The 18,334-nt window shown below is 45.1% G+C and carries 15 protein-coding genes; 13 read left to right on the forward strand and 2 right to left on the reverse strand.

What is annotated here, in order from left to right; translation table 11 throughout:
• The first annotated feature begins 128 nt into the window (after positions 1-128).
• From ADM98_RS05850 to ADM98_RS05895, 11 genes are all read left to right on the forward strand, one after another.
• Positions 129-1,784, forward strand: coding sequence for a glycerol-3-phosphate dehydrogenase/oxidase (locus ADM98_RS05850; RefSeq protein WP_053452662.1), 1,656 nt, complete (start codon positions 129-131; stop codon positions 1,782-1,784).
• Positions 1,785-1,928: 144 nt separating this feature from the next.
• A complete protein-coding gene (locus ADM98_RS05855) occupies positions 1,929-2,609 on the forward strand; it encodes a DsbA family oxidoreductase (protein ID WP_053452663.1) in 681 nt (226 codons plus the stop codon).
• 40 nt (positions 2,610-2,649) lie between these two features.
• Positions 2,650-3,639: a lipoate--protein ligase gene (locus ADM98_RS05860; RefSeq protein WP_053452664.1), complete on the forward strand. Its 990-nt coding sequence runs from the start codon at positions 2,650-2,652 to the stop codon at positions 3,637-3,639.
• A gap of 50 nt (positions 3,640-3,689) precedes the next feature.
• A complete protein-coding gene (locus ADM98_RS05865; RefSeq protein ID WP_053452665.1) occupies positions 3,690-4,577 on the forward strand; it encodes a glucose 1-dehydrogenase in 888 nt (295 codons plus the stop codon).
• A 124-nt stretch (positions 4,578-4,701) separates the two neighbouring features.
• Positions 4,702-6,249: a fatty acid--CoA ligase family protein gene (locus ADM98_RS05870; RefSeq protein ID WP_053452666.1), complete on the forward strand. Its 1,548-nt coding sequence runs from the start codon at positions 4,702-4,704 to the stop codon at positions 6,247-6,249.
• A gap of 66 nt (positions 6,250-6,315) precedes the next feature.
• On the forward strand, positions 6,316-6,750 hold the full coding sequence (gene mgsA / locus ADM98_RS05875; RefSeq protein WP_053452667.1) for a methylglyoxal synthase: 435 nt from the start codon (positions 6,316-6,318) through the stop codon (positions 6,748-6,750).
• 96 nt (positions 6,751-6,846) lie between these two features.
• Positions 6,847-7,002: a hypothetical protein gene (locus tag ADM98_RS17455; RefSeq protein ID WP_200904888.1), complete on the forward strand. Its 156-nt coding sequence runs from the start codon at positions 6,847-6,849 to the stop codon at positions 7,000-7,002.
• 134 nt (positions 7,003-7,136) lie between these two features.
• Entirely contained in the window at positions 7,137-7,799 is a 663-nt protein-coding gene (locus ADM98_RS05880) for a response regulator transcription factor (RefSeq protein WP_023467381.1), read from the forward strand.
• Positions 7,796-9,190, forward strand: coding sequence for a sensor histidine kinase (locus ADM98_RS05885; protein WP_053452668.1), 1,395 nt, complete (start codon positions 7,796-7,798; stop codon positions 9,188-9,190). Before ADM98_RS05880 ends, ADM98_RS05885 begins: the two co-directional genes overlap by 4 nt.
• Before the next feature lie 110 nt (positions 9,191-9,300).
• Positions 9,301-9,774 (forward strand): competence protein ComK, encoded by a 474-nt coding sequence (locus ADM98_RS05890; RefSeq protein ID WP_053452669.1) that lies wholly within the window; start codon positions 9,301-9,303, stop codon positions 9,772-9,774.
• Between the two features lie 97 nt (positions 9,775-9,871).
• Positions 9,872-10,279, forward strand: coding sequence for a hypothetical protein (locus ADM98_RS05895; RefSeq protein WP_053452670.1), 408 nt, complete (start codon positions 9,872-9,874; stop codon positions 10,277-10,279).
• Between the two features lie 44 nt (positions 10,280-10,323).
• On the opposite strand, the gene ADM98_RS05900 is transcribed toward ADM98_RS05895, so the two are convergent.
• Positions 10,324-10,665, reverse strand: coding sequence for a hypothetical protein (locus ADM98_RS05900; RefSeq protein ID WP_053452671.1), 342 nt, complete (start codon positions 10,663-10,665; stop codon positions 10,324-10,326).
• A 60-nt stretch (positions 10,666-10,725) separates the two neighbouring features.
• A complete protein-coding gene (locus ADM98_RS05905; protein WP_053452672.1) occupies positions 10,726-11,103 on the reverse strand; it encodes a truncated hemoglobin in 378 nt (125 codons plus the stop codon).
• A 136-nt stretch (positions 11,104-11,239) separates the two neighbouring features.
• Here ADM98_RS05905 and addB point away from each other — a divergent pair, with 136 nt between their 5' ends.
• Positions 11,240-14,671: a helicase-exonuclease AddAB subunit AddB gene (gene addB, locus ADM98_RS05910; protein ID WP_053452673.1), complete on the forward strand. Its 3,432-nt coding sequence runs from the start codon at positions 11,240-11,242 to the stop codon at positions 14,669-14,671.
• On the forward strand, positions 14,668-18,219 hold the full coding sequence (gene addA, locus ADM98_RS05915; protein ID WP_053452674.1) for a helicase-exonuclease AddAB subunit AddA: 3,552 nt from the start codon (positions 14,668-14,670) through the stop codon (positions 18,217-18,219). Before addB ends, addA begins: the two co-directional genes overlap by 4 nt.
• Positions 18,220-18,334 lie beyond the last annotated feature (115 nt).

An 18,334-nucleotide genomic window follows, 5' to 3' on the forward strand; every position in this document is an offset into this window, starting at 1 on the left:
TCTATGTTATAGTAAGGTCAAGTTAATAAATCGGTCGGAGAATATGGAGAGACCACAGCAGCAGTTGACATAGTCAGCGTGTTTGTTGTGGTCTCTTTTTTTTCGAACCTAAACAGGAGGAACTATTCATGGCTAACCAACCATTTTCAAGCAAAAACCGCGCAGATGTCTACAATCGATTAACACGTGAAGAACTCGATCTACTCGTCGTAGGTGGCGGGATCACAGGTGCGGGGATCGCACTCGATGCAGCGTCACGCGGTATGAAGATTGGCCTCGTCGAAATGCAGGATTTCGCGTCCGGTACGTCTAGTCGTTCAACGAAATTAGTCCATGGTGGTCTACGTTATTTAAAACAATTCGAAATTCAAATGGTCGCTGAAGTCGGTAAAGAACGCGCGATCGTTTACGAAAACGGACCACACGTCACGACACCAGAGTGGATGTTACTTCCGATGCATAAAGGCGGTACGTTCGGACCGTTCAGTACGTCAATTGGTCTTCGTGTTTATGACTTCTTAGCAGGTGTTAAACGTTCCGAGTGGCGTTCGATGTTATCTGCGAAAGAAACATTAGCAAAAGAACCACTCGTTAAACAACAAGGTCTTAAAGGTGGCGGTTACTACGTCGAGTACCGTACAGATGACGCTCGTCTTACGATTGAAGTCATGAAAGAAGCGGTCGAGCACGGCGCACGCGTCGTCAACTATACAAAAGCAGAAGAACTCATTTACGATGCTGGAAAAGTCGTTGGGATGCGTGTAACAGATCTTTTAACTGGTGACGTACATGAAATCCGTGCGAAAAAAGTCGTCAATGCGACAGGTCCATGGGTCGATGAATTACGTGAAAAAGATGGATCAAAAGTCGGAAAACAACTTCGCCTGACAAAAGGTGTCCACGTTGTTATCGACCAATCGAAATTCCCACTCAAACAAGCAGTCTACTTTGATACACCGGACGGTCGGATGATCTTTGCGATTCCACGTGATGGAAAAGCATACGTCGGTACAACAGATACGTTCTTCGATAAAGATACAGCACATCCGAAGTTCACAGTCGAAGACCAAGACTACGTCTTAGATGCGATTCACTATATGTTCCCAGACGTCAAAGTAACAGCGGAAGACGTGGAATCAAGCTGGGCTGGTGTACGTCCGTTGATCTATGAACAAGGAAAAGATCCTTCTGAAATTTCGCGTAAAGACGAAGTATGGCAATCTGAGTCAGGTCTCATCACGATTGCTGGTGGGAAATTGACAGGATACCGTAAAATGGGCGAACATGTCGTTGATCTCGTCGCAAAACTCTTGAAAAAAGAAGACAACGTCGCATATGCACGTTGCTCGACGAAAAACATGCCAATGTCTGGTGGACACGTCGGTGGAGCAAAAGGATTTGCTGAATTCCTAAAAGCTCAAACGGCTTCAAATGGTTTATCGACAGAAGAAGTTCAATTCTTAGCGAAACGCTACGGTTCGAACCTACCGAAAGTGCTTGAATATGCAGCAGCATACGATGCAGCTACGACAGCTCTTCCACGTTCGGTTTACGTTCAACTTCATTATGGTATCGAACATGAAATGGTCGCTCGTCCGATTGACTTCTTCATTCGTCGTACAGGTGCCGTCTTCTTTGACATCGCATGGGCTCGTGCTCATAAAGACGCGGTCATCGAAGAGATGAAATCTGTTCTAAACTGGACAGCAGATCAAACGGCTGCTTACACGAAAGAACTCGATATCGAAATCGAAGATGCAGCACATGCAATCGTTACAGAATAAACGATAAGTAGTTAAAGAGCCAAGATCAAAACGATCTTGGCTCTTTTTGTATGGATTAAGAGTGACTTGGGCGGAAAGATTGCAACTCTGCTTAGAGGCGACTATGCTTAATGTATGATACTGCACAAAAAGGAGAGAACACTGATGAAAGTAGAAGTATGGTCTGATTACGCGTGTCCGTTTTGTTATATTGGGAAGCGTCGCTTAGAACAAGCGATTGTGAACGAAAAGCTAGATGTCGAGGTCGAATTCAAGAGTTTTGAACTTGATCCAAATGCGCCGGCAGTGCCGACGCAAGGATTGTATGAAATTCTTGCTTCTAAATATGGAACGACTCTCGAGCAAGCACGAAATATGTCGCAAGGTGTCGTTGATACGGCACGCGAAGAAGGATTACATTACGAGATGGATCAAGTCATCCCAGCCAATACATTCGAGGCTCATCGTCTGACTCAATTCGCTAAGAAACATGGTAAGATGAATGAAGTATCAGAAGCCTTGTTCACAGCTTATTTCATGAATGGAGAAGACTTGAATGACCCAACCATTCTGACACGAATCGCAGTAGAAGCAGGACTTGCTGAAGCAGACGTCAAAGCATTTCTCGCGTCACAAGAACTAGCGACAGATGTTCGGGAAGAAGAAGCAATGGCGCAACAACTGGGCGTCCGCGGTGTTCCATTCTTCGTCTTTGACCGGAAATATGCCATTTCTGGTGCCCAACCAGTCGAAGCATTTGAACAAGTTTTCGCGAAGATGCGTCAAGAACAAACACTTGAAATCATCGCGGAAGGCGATGCTTGTGGTGTTGACGGCTGTAACTGATCGTATTTTGATTCCATTATAAAAGGAGCACGAATCCCCAATGAAATTCATCTTCCATCCTGAGATTCGCGATGCGCGAATCAATCTCGCTGTCGAAGAATTCATCTTGAACAACTTGAACGTCAATGAAGAAGACTATTTCTTGTTTTATATTAATGGTCCGTCCATCATTGTCGGAAAAAATCAAAACACGAATGAAGAAGTCAATTTGAAGTATGTCGAAGAAAACGGCATCCACGTCGTCCGTCGTCTTTCCGGCGGTGGTGCTGTTTATCATGACGAAGGAAACTTGAACTTCAGTTTCTTGACGAAAGATGATGGCGATTCTTTCAACAACTACAAAAAATTCACGGAACCGGTTGTACAAGCATTGCATAAGCTCGGTGTCGAAGCAGAGCTTTCTGGTCGCAATGATATCCATGTCGGAAGCCGAAAAATCAGTGGTAACGCTCAGTTCACGACAAAAGGACGGATGTTTAGCCATGGTACATTAATGCTCGATTCAAACATCGAAGAAGTCGTCAATGCGCTTGTCGTTAGCGAAGAAAAAATGCGCTCAAAAGGCATTAAATCAGTTCGGAGCCGCGTCGCGAATATCTCGGAATTTCTAACAGAACCGTTGACGATGGAACAATTCGTCGACCATCTTCTTGCCTCGATCTATGAAGGGAAAGAGATTGAACGGTACATCTTGACAGAGGAAGACTGGGATAAAGTACGCGCCATTTCAGCAGAACGTTATGGCAACTGGGACTGGAACTTCGGGAAATCCCCGAAATTCGACGTCATCCATAAGAAGCGTTTCCCGATCGGGACGATTGACTTCCGATTGAACGTCAAAAAAGGCATCATCGAAGATGCAAAGATTTATGGCGACTTCTTCGGGGTCGAAGACGCGGAAGAAATCGCACGGGCGCTAGAAGGTTCACGTTATGATCGCGCGTCACTTCGTGAAGTTCTGGGTCGTTATGAATTGAAAAAATATTTTGGAGCTGTCGAACTCGACGAGGTCCTAGACGTTTTAGCATAAGTCTTTATGGGAAAACTCCTTCTATCAACTGCATAGGGGGAGTTTTTTTCATGGGCTACAATAAAGATAACTTTTTAGAAGGTTCTTTGACGGACTTTATTAATTTTGAACGCATTTCTGAAGAGTTACCAAAGACTGAGGACGAGCAGCCGTTACCATATTATGAACGTGATGATTATAAAGCAGCGGGAAAACTAGAAGGCAAGGTCGCAATCGTCACAGGAGGTAACTCTGGGATTGGACGCGCTGTCTCAATTGCTTATGTCCGAGAAGGGGCAAAAGTCGTGATTGCCTTTTATGGCGATCAAGAGGGGGCGGAAGAAACGAAGGCGCGTCTTGAAGAATTGGGAGGCGAAGTCCTACTTTCTAAAGGAGATATTGGGGACGCAGACTACTGTGAAACACTTGTTCAAAAAACGATCGACCGTTTTGGTCGCTTAGATATCGTCGTCAACAATGCGAGTATGCAAAAACCAGAAGATAGTCTGAAGGACATCACGGATGAGTCGATGGAGAAGACATTTAAAACGAATATCTTCGGAATGATGCGTCTTGCGCGTGCTGCTTTACCGCACCTTTCACTTGGCTCTGCTATCATCAATACGACTTCTTCGACAGCATACGAGGGGAACGCATTATTGATCGACTACTCTGCTACTAAAGGAGCAATCGTCAGCTTCACGCGGAGTCTTTCAATGAATCTGGCAAAAGAGGGCATTCGTGTCAACGCCGTCGCGCCAGGTCCAATCTGGACACCGCTCATCACGGAGACGTTCCCGGATGAATCAGTCAAGACATTCGGAAAAAACACGCCAATGGATCGTCCAGGTCAGCCGGCTGAGATGGCATCTGCTTACGTGTTCCTCGCCTGTAATGATTCGAGTTACATGACAGGACAGGTCCTTCATTTAAATGGCGGTGTCATCGTTAACGGTTAAAAAGAAACTCGGTGAAAACGTTTCCAAAAAGTGTTACACTATCCATACGGTCGCTTTTGACTACGTATGGATTTTTTTTACGTAAAAAATGAATAGTCATTCATTCGAAAGGGGAATTTTGCTCATGCTTGGATTGATTCAATCCGTTGAGGAAACAGCTCGGACGCATCCGGACTCAACGGCGTATGTGTTTGAGGACACGCAAGTCAGCTATCGTGAGTTCGTCGAGAAGTTTCACCGGGCAGCCGGCGCGCTCGAAGCGAACGGAATTCGAAAGGGTGATCATGTTGCGCTTATCTTAGGAAACAGTCCATCCTTCCTAGTCGCGTACTATGCCATCATGAAACAAGGAGCTATTGCGATTCCGATTAACCCTACATACACGCCAGATGAAATCGGGTATATCCTGATGAACGGTGATGTGAAAGGGATTTTAGGAATTGCGCCGCTCGTCGAAGCAGCAAAAGATCGTCTTGTCCATTTACCAAACCTCAAGATCGTCGTATCTGTTCCTTACGCGGGTCAGGAAGGACCAAACGAGACGCATCAACAAGTGACATTCATTACACTTGATCGCTGGCTCGAAATCGAGCATCCATTGACTGAAGTAACAAATGAACTGGACGATATCGCTGTCATTCTCTATACGAGTGGGACGACAGGAAAACCAAAAGGCGCGATGTTATCGCATCGAAATCTGACATCAAATGCGCGCTCGATCGGCGATTATCTACATGTATCGAGTAGCGACCGGACACTTGCTGTGTTACCGATGTTTCATGTCTTTTGTTTGACGGTCGTCGTTAATGCTTCACTCGCACATGGGGCATCAATCATCATTGCGTCACGTTTCTCGCCACAAGAGACATTCGAGTTAGCGAAAAAAGAACAGGTCACAATCTTTGCAGGTGTTCCGACGATGTATAATTTCTTACTGCAAACTGTGAAAGCACATCCGGAATATGCGACTTATTTTGAGTCGACGCGTTTGTTCGTCTCAGGGGGAGCAAGTCTTCCGGTGCCGCTTCTTGAAGCATTCGACCGGACGTTCCAGTGTCATATCCTTGAAGGGTACGGTCTGTCAGAGGCGTCACCTGTTACTTGTTTTAACCCGGTCAATGGTGTCCAGAAGCCAGGCTCGATTGGGACATCGATCGTTGATGTCGAAAATAAAGTCGTCGATGAACTCGGACAAGAATTACCAGATGGTCAGGTCGGAGAATTGATCGTTCGTGGTCCGAACGTCATGACGGGCTATTATAAGATGCCAGAAGAGTCACAAGCGACGTTAAGAGATGGCTGGTTGTATACGGGTGATCTAGCACGTCGAGATGAGGATGGCTATTTTTATATCGTAGATCGGAAAAAAGACATGATCATCGTTGGTGGTTATAACGTCTACCCACGCGAAGTCGAAGAAGTGCTCTACCAGCATCCGAACGTCATTGAAGCAGCGGTCATCGGCATACCAGATGAGGAGATGGGAGAGGCTGTTAAAGCGTTCGTCGTCGCCCGAGAGCCCATGACGGAAGAGGAAGCACAGACGTTCTGTGCGACATCACTTGCCAAATATAAATGTCCGACACAGATTGAATTCATCGAACAATTGCCTCGTAATACGACCGGTAAAATTTTACGGACCGTGTTGAAGAAACAACCGACGAATTCATAAGTGGCTTAAGAACTTCAGGTTTCTGAAGTTCTTTTTCTGTGCATAGACAAGAAGGAGGGGATACAGATGAATATCGCTTTGATCGCGCATGATGAAAAAAAAGACGAGATGATGGGCTTTACTCGAGCTTACGCAGAGTTTTTCAAGAAAAATACATTGTATGCGACAGGAACGACTGGGCAACGAATCATGGAGGCGACAGATTTGCATGTCCATCGCTGTAAATCAGGTCCACTTGGCGGTGATCAGGAAATCGGAGCACTCGTGGCGCAAGGAAAGATTGATATCGTGATTTTTTTACGCGATCCGCTGACGGCGCAACCGCATGAACCGGATGTCTCGGCACTCATTCGATTATGCGATGTGTACGATCTGCCGCTCGCAACGAATGTCGGGACAGCTGAAATTTTAATCAATGGACTCGAACAAGGGCAATTCGATTGGAAGGAAATCATCCGAAAACGTCATGAACTGGAACAAAAAAAGTTTTTAGACGATTAATTTTATGAGAACGCTTCTCATTTTCGTTTAAGCATGCTATAGTCAGGTTGAGGATGATACTGATTATCAATTGCGATGGAAAAGGTGGCGAAGAAAATGGAGATTCTATTAATGACGGGTGTAACGGTATTACTAGGAGGCGGCGTCGGATTTTTGACGCACGTCGTAAAAATCGAACGGCGTCAACAGGTAACACCTGTGACTTCAAAGAACGAGCAAGTAGCGTATCCAGCGCTCCGTCTCGTCAAATAATAGAAAATTTATGACTTCGCCTTTCTTTTCTTTTGAAAAGAAAGGTTTTTTTGAATTATTATCCACTCTCCCATAATTTTGCGGAATTCCTTTGATACACTGAAACAAAGCACATTAGTCGAGGAGTGAGAGCCATGCATACAATCTATTTGGTTGATGATGAAGTGAACTTGAATCGTGTACTCGTGAAGTACTTGGAACAAGAAGGATGGCAAGTTAAATCGTTTACGTCTGGTGAGGCAGCAGCCTCTGCCATCGTAGAGAAGCCAGATTTATGGATTTTAGATATCATGTTACCGGATATGGATGGTTTTCAATTGATTAAACGAATCAAGGCACATGATGAAACGACACCCGTCATTTTCATCTCAGCGCGTGATGAGGATATCGATAAAATCATTGGTCTCGAGATGGGGTCGGACGATTATATCGCGAAGCCGTTCCTTCCGCGTGAACTGGTCATTCGTGTCAAAAAAATCTTGGCACGCACGTATGCGACACCGAAAAGTGGCGTCATTCAATACGGCGATTATATGATTTATCCTGAGAAACGAATCATCGAGGAAAATGGTCAAGAAATCGATCTAACGTCGAAAGAGTATGATCTTTTAATTTTATTTGCGACACAAATCGGGACGCCGATGTCTCGCGAGCAGATTCTAGTCAGTGTCTGGGGTGACGATTATTTCGGTTCGGACCGCGTCGTCGATGATCTTGTCCGTCGTGTCCGTAAAAAATTATCGAAACTAGAACTCGAAACGATTTACGGCATCGGCTATCGCCTGGTGTCTGCATGAAAAATCGCAGTCTCGGATTTCAGATTTGGGCGATGTTTCTGCTCGTCATCGTCACGCTTTCTGCAGTCATTCTCCTTGTCATCCGTTCATCGATTGGAAACTTCATCGATGAACAAGTCTATGCGACGCTCGAGAATAGCGAAGTATTCTTCTCAAAGGATGCCTCTGTCATCGAGATGCTACAAGATAATCCGATTGAATTCGATCGTCGAAAACAAGAATCCCGTTCCGTTAATATTCTTCTCCTTTCAAAAAACGGAAAACTTTATTACGGTGGGGCGCCGCAACAACTGATTAATCAGATGTATCGTGACGCGATTGATCAAAAAACGATTACGGCGAAATATACGACACGTCTTGATAAAGAAGATGTCTATTATAGTATTCGTAAAATGGAAGAAAGCGGCGAAACCTACTATCGTGTCTCATACGTATGGGATGCTTATCGACAAGAATTGATTACACAACTCTTTTCAAAAATCGGCTTTGTCGTGATCATTGGTAGTATCTTTACGTTATTCATTGCTTTTTGGTTGGCGCGTCGTCTGACGCATCCGCTCGTCGAAATCGAAAGAGCAGTTGGAAAAATCGCGGCTCAAAAATGGGATACACCACTACCGCTCGATCGTGGGGATGAAATTGGACGACTGGCACGATCCGTCGATGCGATGCGGATGGATCTTGAAAAACAAGATAAAGCACAAAAATCACTACTTCAAAACATCTCGCATGATTTGAAGACGCCAATCATGGTCATTCGAAGTTATGCTCAGTCCATCTCAGATGGTATTTACCCCGACGGTGATTTAACCGGATCCGTATCGGTTATCGATGAGGAAGCGGAACGGTTGGAGAAAAAAGTCGCAGCACTTCTTTACGTCACGAAACTCGATTATTTCGAACTCGACCGTTCGACGTGGGATAATGTTGATATTGACCGGATGATCCATCTGTTGCAAAATCGCTTTTCCGGAACGAAGTCACTAAAATGGCATGTCAGTGGAGAAGCTGGAATTGTTCTTGGGGAAGGGGAACAATTAAGAGTTGCACTCGAAAATGTCATGGACAATGCGATTCGTTATGCCGAAACACAGATTGACATCCGATTGTCTGGAACAGCAGATCACGTTCATATTGAAATTGAAAATGATGGACCACCGCTCGATGCCTCTTCACCACTGTTCCATCAATTTTCACGGGGCAAGGAAGGGAAGTTTGGTCTTGGTCTCTATATCGTCAAACGAATCGTCGAACGTCATGACGGTACGGTAGCAATTGAGAATCGGTCTGCGGGAAATGGAGTCGGAAAAGTTTGTGTGATTTTTAATTTTCCACGTCATTTTATTGAACAGAATGAAGAACAAGATGAAAAAAATAGGAAAGAATACTAAAAACGGGATCTTTTGATCTCGTTTTTTTGAGTAGGAAATAATCGTCATATTCATGCAGAGGCAACGGAAATTTGATATAACCAATTTAATCCAAGAAGGGAGCGAAGAATATGTCATATCCGATCACTGAAGAGACACTTGCCCTCATTCCACGATATGGTCAGTACGGAGAACCACAGACACTTGTCATCAAAGAGCACTCTGAAAGTATTTTAGAGGGACATCCGATTAAATTGATTGAAGAATCGTGCTTATATTTTGGTTCATCAATGCGTGGTAGGATTGAAGCGGCAAGACATGTTCTTGGACCAAATCGAAAAACACCTGTTTTAATTGATTGGCAGGCGCAGACAATCTTTTTTCCGACGACAGCTAAGGAAAAAGAAGAATGTGTGTGGATTAATTTCAAGCAGATGAAGACTGTTCAGAAAAAATCCGGTAAAGTACAGGTCGAATTTCAGACTGGTCAATGCATTGATACGGACGCATCTGCTTACAGCATCGAACGACAACGGATTAAAACACTTGAGTTAGCGTATGAAATGCAACGTCGTTTTCAGATATCTGAGTTTAAGAATCGATGAAAAGTGGAATCACATAACAGGAATCTTACTTACGTAAGGAGAAACAGTAGAGAGAGAAATCATAGGGAGGTGAAGCGGTAACTTTTACCGCGACACAATGAATGAATCATATGAATGGTTAAATCGCCGGAAATTACAGCCTGGATTTGGTGCGACAGGTGGCAGACGCTTTATCAGTTCCCGCATCGTGCGTCCAGAAAATACACCGGGTAAACGAATCAAGGGAATTAAACGAGCACGACAATTGGTCGTTGATGATGGTGGAAATCGTCGCTGGGTCACGAAACGAATCGTCGTGACAGATGCTGCGAAACACGTCACGATGAATCGTCGGACATCAATCGCTTTAAAAGAGACGAACACATCGCGTCTCGAACAGGTCAAACAAAAACTTACATCAAATAAAAAAGTCTTATTCCCAATCTTGGCAGCAACAGGAATCGCTGTTGCTGGTGGTGTTTTGGCTTACGTCCTCCGTCGTAAGAAAAAGCAATCCGAGCAATAAAAAAAGAAGCCGTTCTCCCTTAGGAGTGCGGCTTCTTTTATGCATTAAAGGAATCGCTTCCGTAAAGAAGTCGAGAGTGCTTTTTCTGCGATTTCTTCTAGTTCCGTCAAGTTTGTCGGATCAAAGCTATCATTGTAGAAACGACCTACGAAGTCTACACGATCGTAATCAAGTTCCTTGAAAATCAGATGTTTATGGTCGTCATAAAAAACGACACGATAGTAATCAGATCCGCGTTCAAGTGTTACGAGACCTTTAATATGGTCTAACTTTTTTTGTTCCTCGGTTTGCTCTTCTTCGAGTGTATCGTCCTGGTTCGTCGATGCTTCTGCTTGCTCGATCGCATTCTTTACGAGTTCCGGTCGTTGTTCTTGTTCTTCCGTCATGTTTTATCGCCTCCATTTATTATTTTACATGGAATTGGACAGATGAGAAAGGAAAATCCCTCAATCCATCTGGTGTGCTTCACAAACGCGCAACACATTCATCGCACCAATCCGTAGTCGCTCCATGAGTTGTCCCCGTGCCTCTATATTTGGAATCGCATCGACGGAAGCGACTTCCATCAATTCTAACCATCGAATGGCGTGCTCTTCATGAATCGGTAAGAGACGGTGAATCATTGCTAAACTCGTTGGTTCTTGATCCGGATCACGAGGACCGCCCGTCAACTGGGTCAAGAAAGAGAGCTGTGCTTGTTCGACACGATGTCGATCGTCAGGAAACAACGGACGCAACAACGAATCATGGTAGACTTGATGATAGAACGAACGAATCAAGGATGCGAGAACGTGCTCGCCGCCGATCATTGCATAGAGTGACATGGACCATCACCAACTTTACATAAGATTTGTCCTGATTATAGCAAATGCGGATGGAAAAGACATTCGTCAGAAACAGTACATTTGTTCTTGTTTATGCGATACTAGATGTAGATAAAACGAAGAGGAGGTTTTCTTGATGAACCATATGCACATTGGACGTGCCGGTAGCGGGAAAACGACACAGTTGATCGAACGCGTCGTACAAGAACTCGAGCAACGACCACTCGGTGAGAAGATGTATTTTATCGTTCCAGATCAGATGTCATTTGAAATGGAGCGTCGGATTGCGACGGACGAACGGATTGCTGGTCTTGTTCGCCTCGAGGTCATGAGTTTACGTCGGTTTGCGTTTCATATTTTACGCGATTACGGGAATCAAGCCATTCCATTTCTTGATGAGACGGGGACGCAGTTATTACTCCGGCAAGTCGTCGAGGAATCAGAAGACGAACTGAAAATCTTTAAACGAACGAAAAATATGCCGGGATTCTTCCAAGGACTCGATGAACTGATTGCATCATTTAAACGTTCGTTGATTGAGCCAGACATGTTACGCCAAGTGAGTGATCGCTCCCTCGAACGATCGCCAAAATTAAACGATCTCGCTTTGATTTATGAACGCTTTACGGAGCGTATTGTGAATAAAGCACTTCATGCAGACGACTACTACACGACGTTACTCATGCTACTTCCTAAAGCACGACTGAATCAAGCGACGATCATCGTTGATGGATTTTACGAGTTTTCGCTCCAGGAACAGCAAGTATTGCTTGCCTTAATGCAACAAGTATGTGAGATGCACATCAGTTTTACGATGGACGCAACGGATCCATATGCGAAGCAAACCTCGTTTGGCGTTTCGCAGCGGTGCTATATGCAGTTGATTGGTCAAATGCAAGAACAATCAATTCCATACGAAGAAGTATTGTATGAACAGCCGGTTAAGTTCCGCTCTGAAGGGCTAAGACATTTGGAGCAGGCACTGTTAAAGCCAGGATATCCATCTGTCGATCACGACGTCGACGGCTTTCAGATGACAGCTGCGGTCAACCGTCAAGTTGAAGCAGAGGCGGCTGTTCGGAAGGCCATTCAACTCGTGCGGCAAAAAGGATATCGCTTCCATCAAATGGCATTCGTCGTGCGACACTTAGAGCCGTATGCGGATCACTTGGAACGAGCCTTCCAAATGTATGATATCCCGTATTTCTTGGATCAACGTGAGTCGATGGTACATCATCCGCTCGTTGACCTCATTCAATCCGCTTTAGACATTGTGACATCGGGATATCGGGAGGAAACGGTATTTCGTTTGCTCAAAACGGAGCTACTACCAATTCCAGCAGTAGATGCGCGTCTAGCGCTCGATCGTTTCGAGACATTCGTACTCGAACGAGGAATCAAAGGATCGATGTGGCAACAACCGTGGCAATTAAAGCGGCGCTTAGCAGAAGAAGTTCGCTTGACGGAAGAAGAACTCGTACAAGAAGAGGAATTGAATCGACTCCGGACTTTCGTAGTCGAATTGATTGAACCGTTGCACCGTCGATTAAAGCAGGCGAAGACGATGAGTGCCTATACGAAAGGTCTCTATCAATTCCTTGAAGAACAAAAAATTGCAGAACGTTTGATGGAGTGGCGTAAACAAGCACTAGAGCAAGACCAGCTTCTTGCTGCCCGAGAGCATGATCAAGTGTATGAAGCGATGCTGCACCTATTTGAACAGTTGGAAGCTGCTGCACCCGAGCATACGTTATCGACAGACCTATTCGTTCAAATGGTCGAGACAGGACTCGAGAGCCTTCGTTTTGCGCTTGTTCCTCCATCGCTCGATCAAGTCATCGCGACGGACTATGTCCGTGGACGGCTCCAACGGGTGAAAGTCGTCTTTTTACTTGGCGCAAATGATGGACTGGTTCCGTTTGTTCAAGATCAATCGAAGTTACTGTCTGAAAGTGATCATGACTTTTTACACGAACATGGGATTCCGGTCGGAAAGGCGTCCCTCGACGTGTTTGATGATGAGCTGTTTTATCTCTATCAAGGAATGATGGCTCCAAGCGAAGCATTGTATGTTAGTTATGCACTTGTCGATGAAGAAGGAAAGGCGCTTCAGCCAGCAGCCATCACGAAACAATTAAAGCGACAACTGTTGCTGGACCGTCCGATTAAGACACACTTTGCGGAGGCTGGTGAACACGTCCCGCAAGAACAACTCGATTTCGTGACGAGTCCGGGTCGTGCAGCAGCAGCGACAGCAATCGAACTCCGTCGTCTTCAACGACGTTATCCGATTCAGCCGATTTGGTTCGAAGTATACAATACGCTTCTTGAGAACGGTCAGGGACGCGAACGAATGGGACTATTCTCGAGCGCATTGTTCTATCAAAATCAAGCAGAAGCCTTGCCAGAAGGGTTAGCGCATCGTTTATACGGTGATTCGTTACAAGCGAGCGTTTCGCGTTTTGAAACGTATAACGCCTGCTCGTATAAGCATTTTGCTCGGTATGGTCTTCGTTTACGCGAGCGGAAGCTGTATAAATTCGAAGCGCCGGACATCGGGAATTTGTTCCACGGTGCACTAAATGATCTTTCACTCAGTATCAAGTCTTCGGGACGACATTGGAAAGACATTGATGGAGAAACATGTGGAACACTCGCGAAGGAAGCTGTCGAAAAGGTGACACCGGAAATTCAGAACGCGATCTTGATGAGTTCGAGTCGGTTCGGATATATCAAGAAAAAATTGACGGATGTCGTGGAGCAAACAGCAAAAATGCTCGTCGAACAAGCAAAACGAACAGATTTTGAACCTGACTTATTTGAAATCAGTTTTGGGAATGCGACCTTCCCACCATTACGCTTTACGTTACCGGACGGAACCGAAATTGAATTCACGGGTCGAATCGACCGGATTGATCAGGCGACGATCGGTGATCAGTTATACGTTCGAATCATTGATTATAAGTCCAGTGCACGAGGACTAGATTTCGCGGAAATCTATTACGGGCTCGCCATTCAAATGTTGCTTTATTTGAAGACGGTCGTAGAACAGTCGGAGTTACTGTATCAACAGCAGGCAAAACCAGCTGGTGCACTCTACTTCCACGTCAAAAATCCGATGTTGCGGGGCGATCTATCTGCTGACGAAGAAGAGCGCAATCGATTGTTACTCGAGTCCTATCAGATGCAAGGCGTCATCCTAGAAAATGACGAGGTACTACGAGCGATGGATCATATTGCGTACGACGAACGAAAAAAATCACCGCTTGTCAAAGTGACGTTTACGAAAAATGGACTTCATAAGACACAAACGAAAGGTGTCGTACAAGAGGAAGACTTATCGGCATTGATGAATCATGCGTGGGAGGCATTAAAAGAGAGTAGTCAAGATATTTATGACGGAGATATCGCCATCAATCCATTTGATTATCAGGAGCGGACACCATGTAGTTTTTGTGAGTATCGCTCAGTTTGTCAGTTCGATGAATCACTCGGTAATCACTATCGCCCACTAAAACCGATGTCTGAAAAAGAAGTACTGGAACGGCTGAAGGAGGAAGAAGAATGAGTGTACGTTGGACGGAAGAACAACAACAAGCCATTTCAGCAAGAGGTGGACATATCCTAGTCTCAGCGGCAGCAGGGTCAGGGAAGACAGCCGTCCTGGTCGAGCGACTGACACAACGATTGATTGATCCTGAAGATGAGTTATCTGCAGACCGGATTCTTGTCGCTACCTTTACGAATGCGGCAGCACGTGAAATGAAGACTCGGGTCATCGAGGTCATGGATCAGCGTATTAAAGAGGCACCGGACGATCTATATTTAAAAAAACAACGTCAATTGATGAACCGAGCCCAAATCACGACGATCCACTCATTCTGCTTATCGATTCTACGCGAAAACTATTACCGGATCGGTCTGGATCCGGCGTTTCGAATCGCTGATGAATCTGAACTACTATTATTACAAGACGATGTTTTAGAAGCAGTCTTTGAGTCCTTTTATGCCTCTGAGGATTCAGGATTCTATGATTTGATCGATAGTTATACGTCAGATCGAGATGATCAAGCAATGTTGTCACTGATTTCGAATCTTTATCGCTTTTCTCGTTCCTTACCGGATCCAGAAGCTTTTTATGCACACTTAATCAGTCAGTACGATCAGCCGATTGACCCGGATGATTCTCCACTCATGCAGCGACTGGTCGAACTAGAATGGGAGAGTCTCTCGAATTTATTAGGGCGTTACCGAGAACTGGCGTTTGAGCTGGAGCAATCTGGATACGTGGAAATGGGAAACATGATGCGACAGGATATTGCGCCTTTTACCTCACTTGAGACGTCGGTACGACAATGGTCGATGGTTGCACTTGCTTTTCAAGCATTAGAATTTGGTCGCTGGAAGAGTCCACGCGGAGATGAAGGCATCAAACCGTTTCAAACAGAGCGAACGCGACTTGTTGCAGAGTTTAAGAAAATGAAAGAACTATTCGTTCAAAAAACTGGCGTCGATTATTTAGAGGACTTACGGTCTCAGCTCCGACATGTGGAAACGATCGTCACACTCGTACGTCAATTCGCAAGCGATTATCTCGAAGCGAAACAACAACGTGGGATCGTCGATTTTTCGGATTTGGAACATTTTGCACTAGAGATTTTGACGGAAGAAGATCAACCGTCAGATGTAGCAAAACTTCTCAAAGAACGCTTCGTTGAGGTTCTCGTCGATGAATATCAAGATACGAACGAAGTCCAGGAACGAATCATTCAATTGGTCTCGAAAACAGATGAGGCGACAGGAAACTTATTCATGGTCGGTGATGTCAAACAATCGATTTATAAATTTCGTCATGCTGAACCGGGATTATTCCTTGAGAAATTCAAACGATTCCAGCAGACCGATGTCGGAACACGCATCGATTTAACAAAAAACTTCCGAAGTCGTCTTGAGGTGCTGGATGGAACGAATCAAATCTTCCGCCAAGTCATGGATGAGACGGTTGGCGAAATTGATTACGATGAAGCGGCGCACCTTCGACTCGGGAATCTGAGTTATCTAGAATCGGAGCAAGTAGCGCCAGAGTTGCTATTGATCGATCCACTTGATAGTGAAAAGGAAGAGGTGGAAGCACGAGCGATTGCGACACGAATTCTCGAACTTGTTGATTCGAAGCATCCGCATCTCATCTATGATGCAAAAGCAAATCGATTCCGAACCTGTGAATATCGTGACATCGTCGTGTTAGCACGCTCACGCGGCAAGCGCGTTCAGGCACTCGTTGAAGTACTCGAACAGTATGAGATTCCTGTTTATGCAGATACAACCGGTGGCTATTTCCAAGCGACGGAAATTCAAATCATGATGGCATTGCTCAAGACGATCGATAATCCACTCCAAGACATTCCATTTGCGAGTCTACTCCGATCTCCGATTTTCGGAGTGGCGGATCGTGATTTGGGACGGATTCGTGCCAAACAAAAAGAGGGAAGCTTTTATGAGGCAGCGCTAGCAATGGCGACAGAGGAGTCTTCTCTCGGTCTCCGAATCGATGAAATCATCCGTCAGATTCAAGCATGGCGAACAGAAGCACGTGGAAGTGCACTGCCTGCTTTCATTCGTTCGCTCTTTGATCAAACTGGGTATTTTGAATATGTTGGTTGCCTCGCCGGAGGGAGAAGTCGACAGGCGAATTTGAATGCCCTGTACGAGAGAGCAAAGCAGTATGAGACGTCCGGTTATCGTGGACTATATCGTTTCCTTCGTCTGATCAATCGATTGATTGAACGAGGAGAAGATTTTGCTGAAGCTCGCTCACTTGGAGAAGACGAGGACGTTGTTCGAATCATGACGATCCACCAATCAAAAGGGCTTGAGTTTCCAGTAACAATCGTCAGTCAATTGACGAAACAATTTAACAAACAGGATCAACTGCAGGCGATTCAGTTGCATAAGACATATGGTATTGCCTTAGACGCTATCGATCCGATTCGTCGTTTGCGATCTGGGACACTTTTGAAGGAAGTCATTCGCCGCGAAATGGATCGAGAGATGAAAGCAGAAGAGATGCGGGTTCTGTATGTTGCGATGACGCGAGCGAAGGAAAAATTAATTCTTGTCGGAACCGTCAAGGATCTAGAAGATCAAATGGTAAATTGGCAGATGACGCCACCGGATGAAGTTTTACTACCTGAAAATGACCGAAGGCAAGCTAAAAGTTACGCGGAATGGGTTGTTCCGGCAGTGTTACGCAGCAGCTTATTGCGCCCAGATGAGACGGATTGGTCCATTCGTGTGATGTCCCTAGAAGAATTGGCACCGTATCAAGAAATTTCAACACTTGTAGAGCAGCTTGAACATGTCCAGAAGCTTGAAAAAATTGATGTGCCAGTTAATTCTCAAGTGAAAGAACTTGTCGAATCGGCGTTTGCGTATCAGTATCCACACCTACTTGCGACGGAAACGGCAGCGAAGCAGACCGTTACGGAACTCAAACGTGCGGAACAGCTTGAGCGTGCGGCATTTGAAACGACATATCGTCAGACGACGTATTACCGAACACCACAATTCCTCGGACCTATTTTAAGTGGGGCGGAACGAGGAACGGTCTTACACTTAGCGATGCAATTGTATGAACCGGATGAAGCGATTGCGCTACAAATTGATCAATGGGAAGCGACTGAGCGGATCACGCCAATCGAAGCGACGACGATGCGGGAGGCAACAGTGCAATTACAAGGATTCCTTGATTCAGAAATCGGTCAGCTGTTCTGTGAACGATTGCGGACGAACCAAGTCTATCGAGAGTTGCCATTTACCTATAAAATCGAAGCGTCACGTTTCCGGAAAGATTGGGCAGGGCCGTCAGATGATGCTGTCATGCAAGGAATCGTCGATTGTTTGATTCAGGATGGAGAATCGTATATTCTACTAGACTATAAATCGGATCAAATCGTTACGACTGAAATCGGACAGACACCTGCTGACATGTTACGGGAACGGTATGCGACTCAGTTGAACCTGTATCAAGAAGCATTAGAAGCGATTCTGCATATTCAAATTTCACGCAAAGTCATTTATGCGTTTGCTTTAAACGAAACGATTGATTTAGTTTGATTTAGTGTTGCTACTATCGAAACCTCCTTCGTCCTCCTACTTAAGGTAGAGACGAAGGAGGTTTTAGTATAGGTCGAAAGAGGGATGAGGAATAAAGGGATAAAATCAGATTCTT

The organism is Exiguobacterium sp. BMC-KP, assembly GCF_001275385.1.
Classification (GTDB): domain Bacteria; phylum Bacillota; class Bacilli; order Exiguobacteriales; family Exiguobacteriaceae; genus Exiguobacterium_A.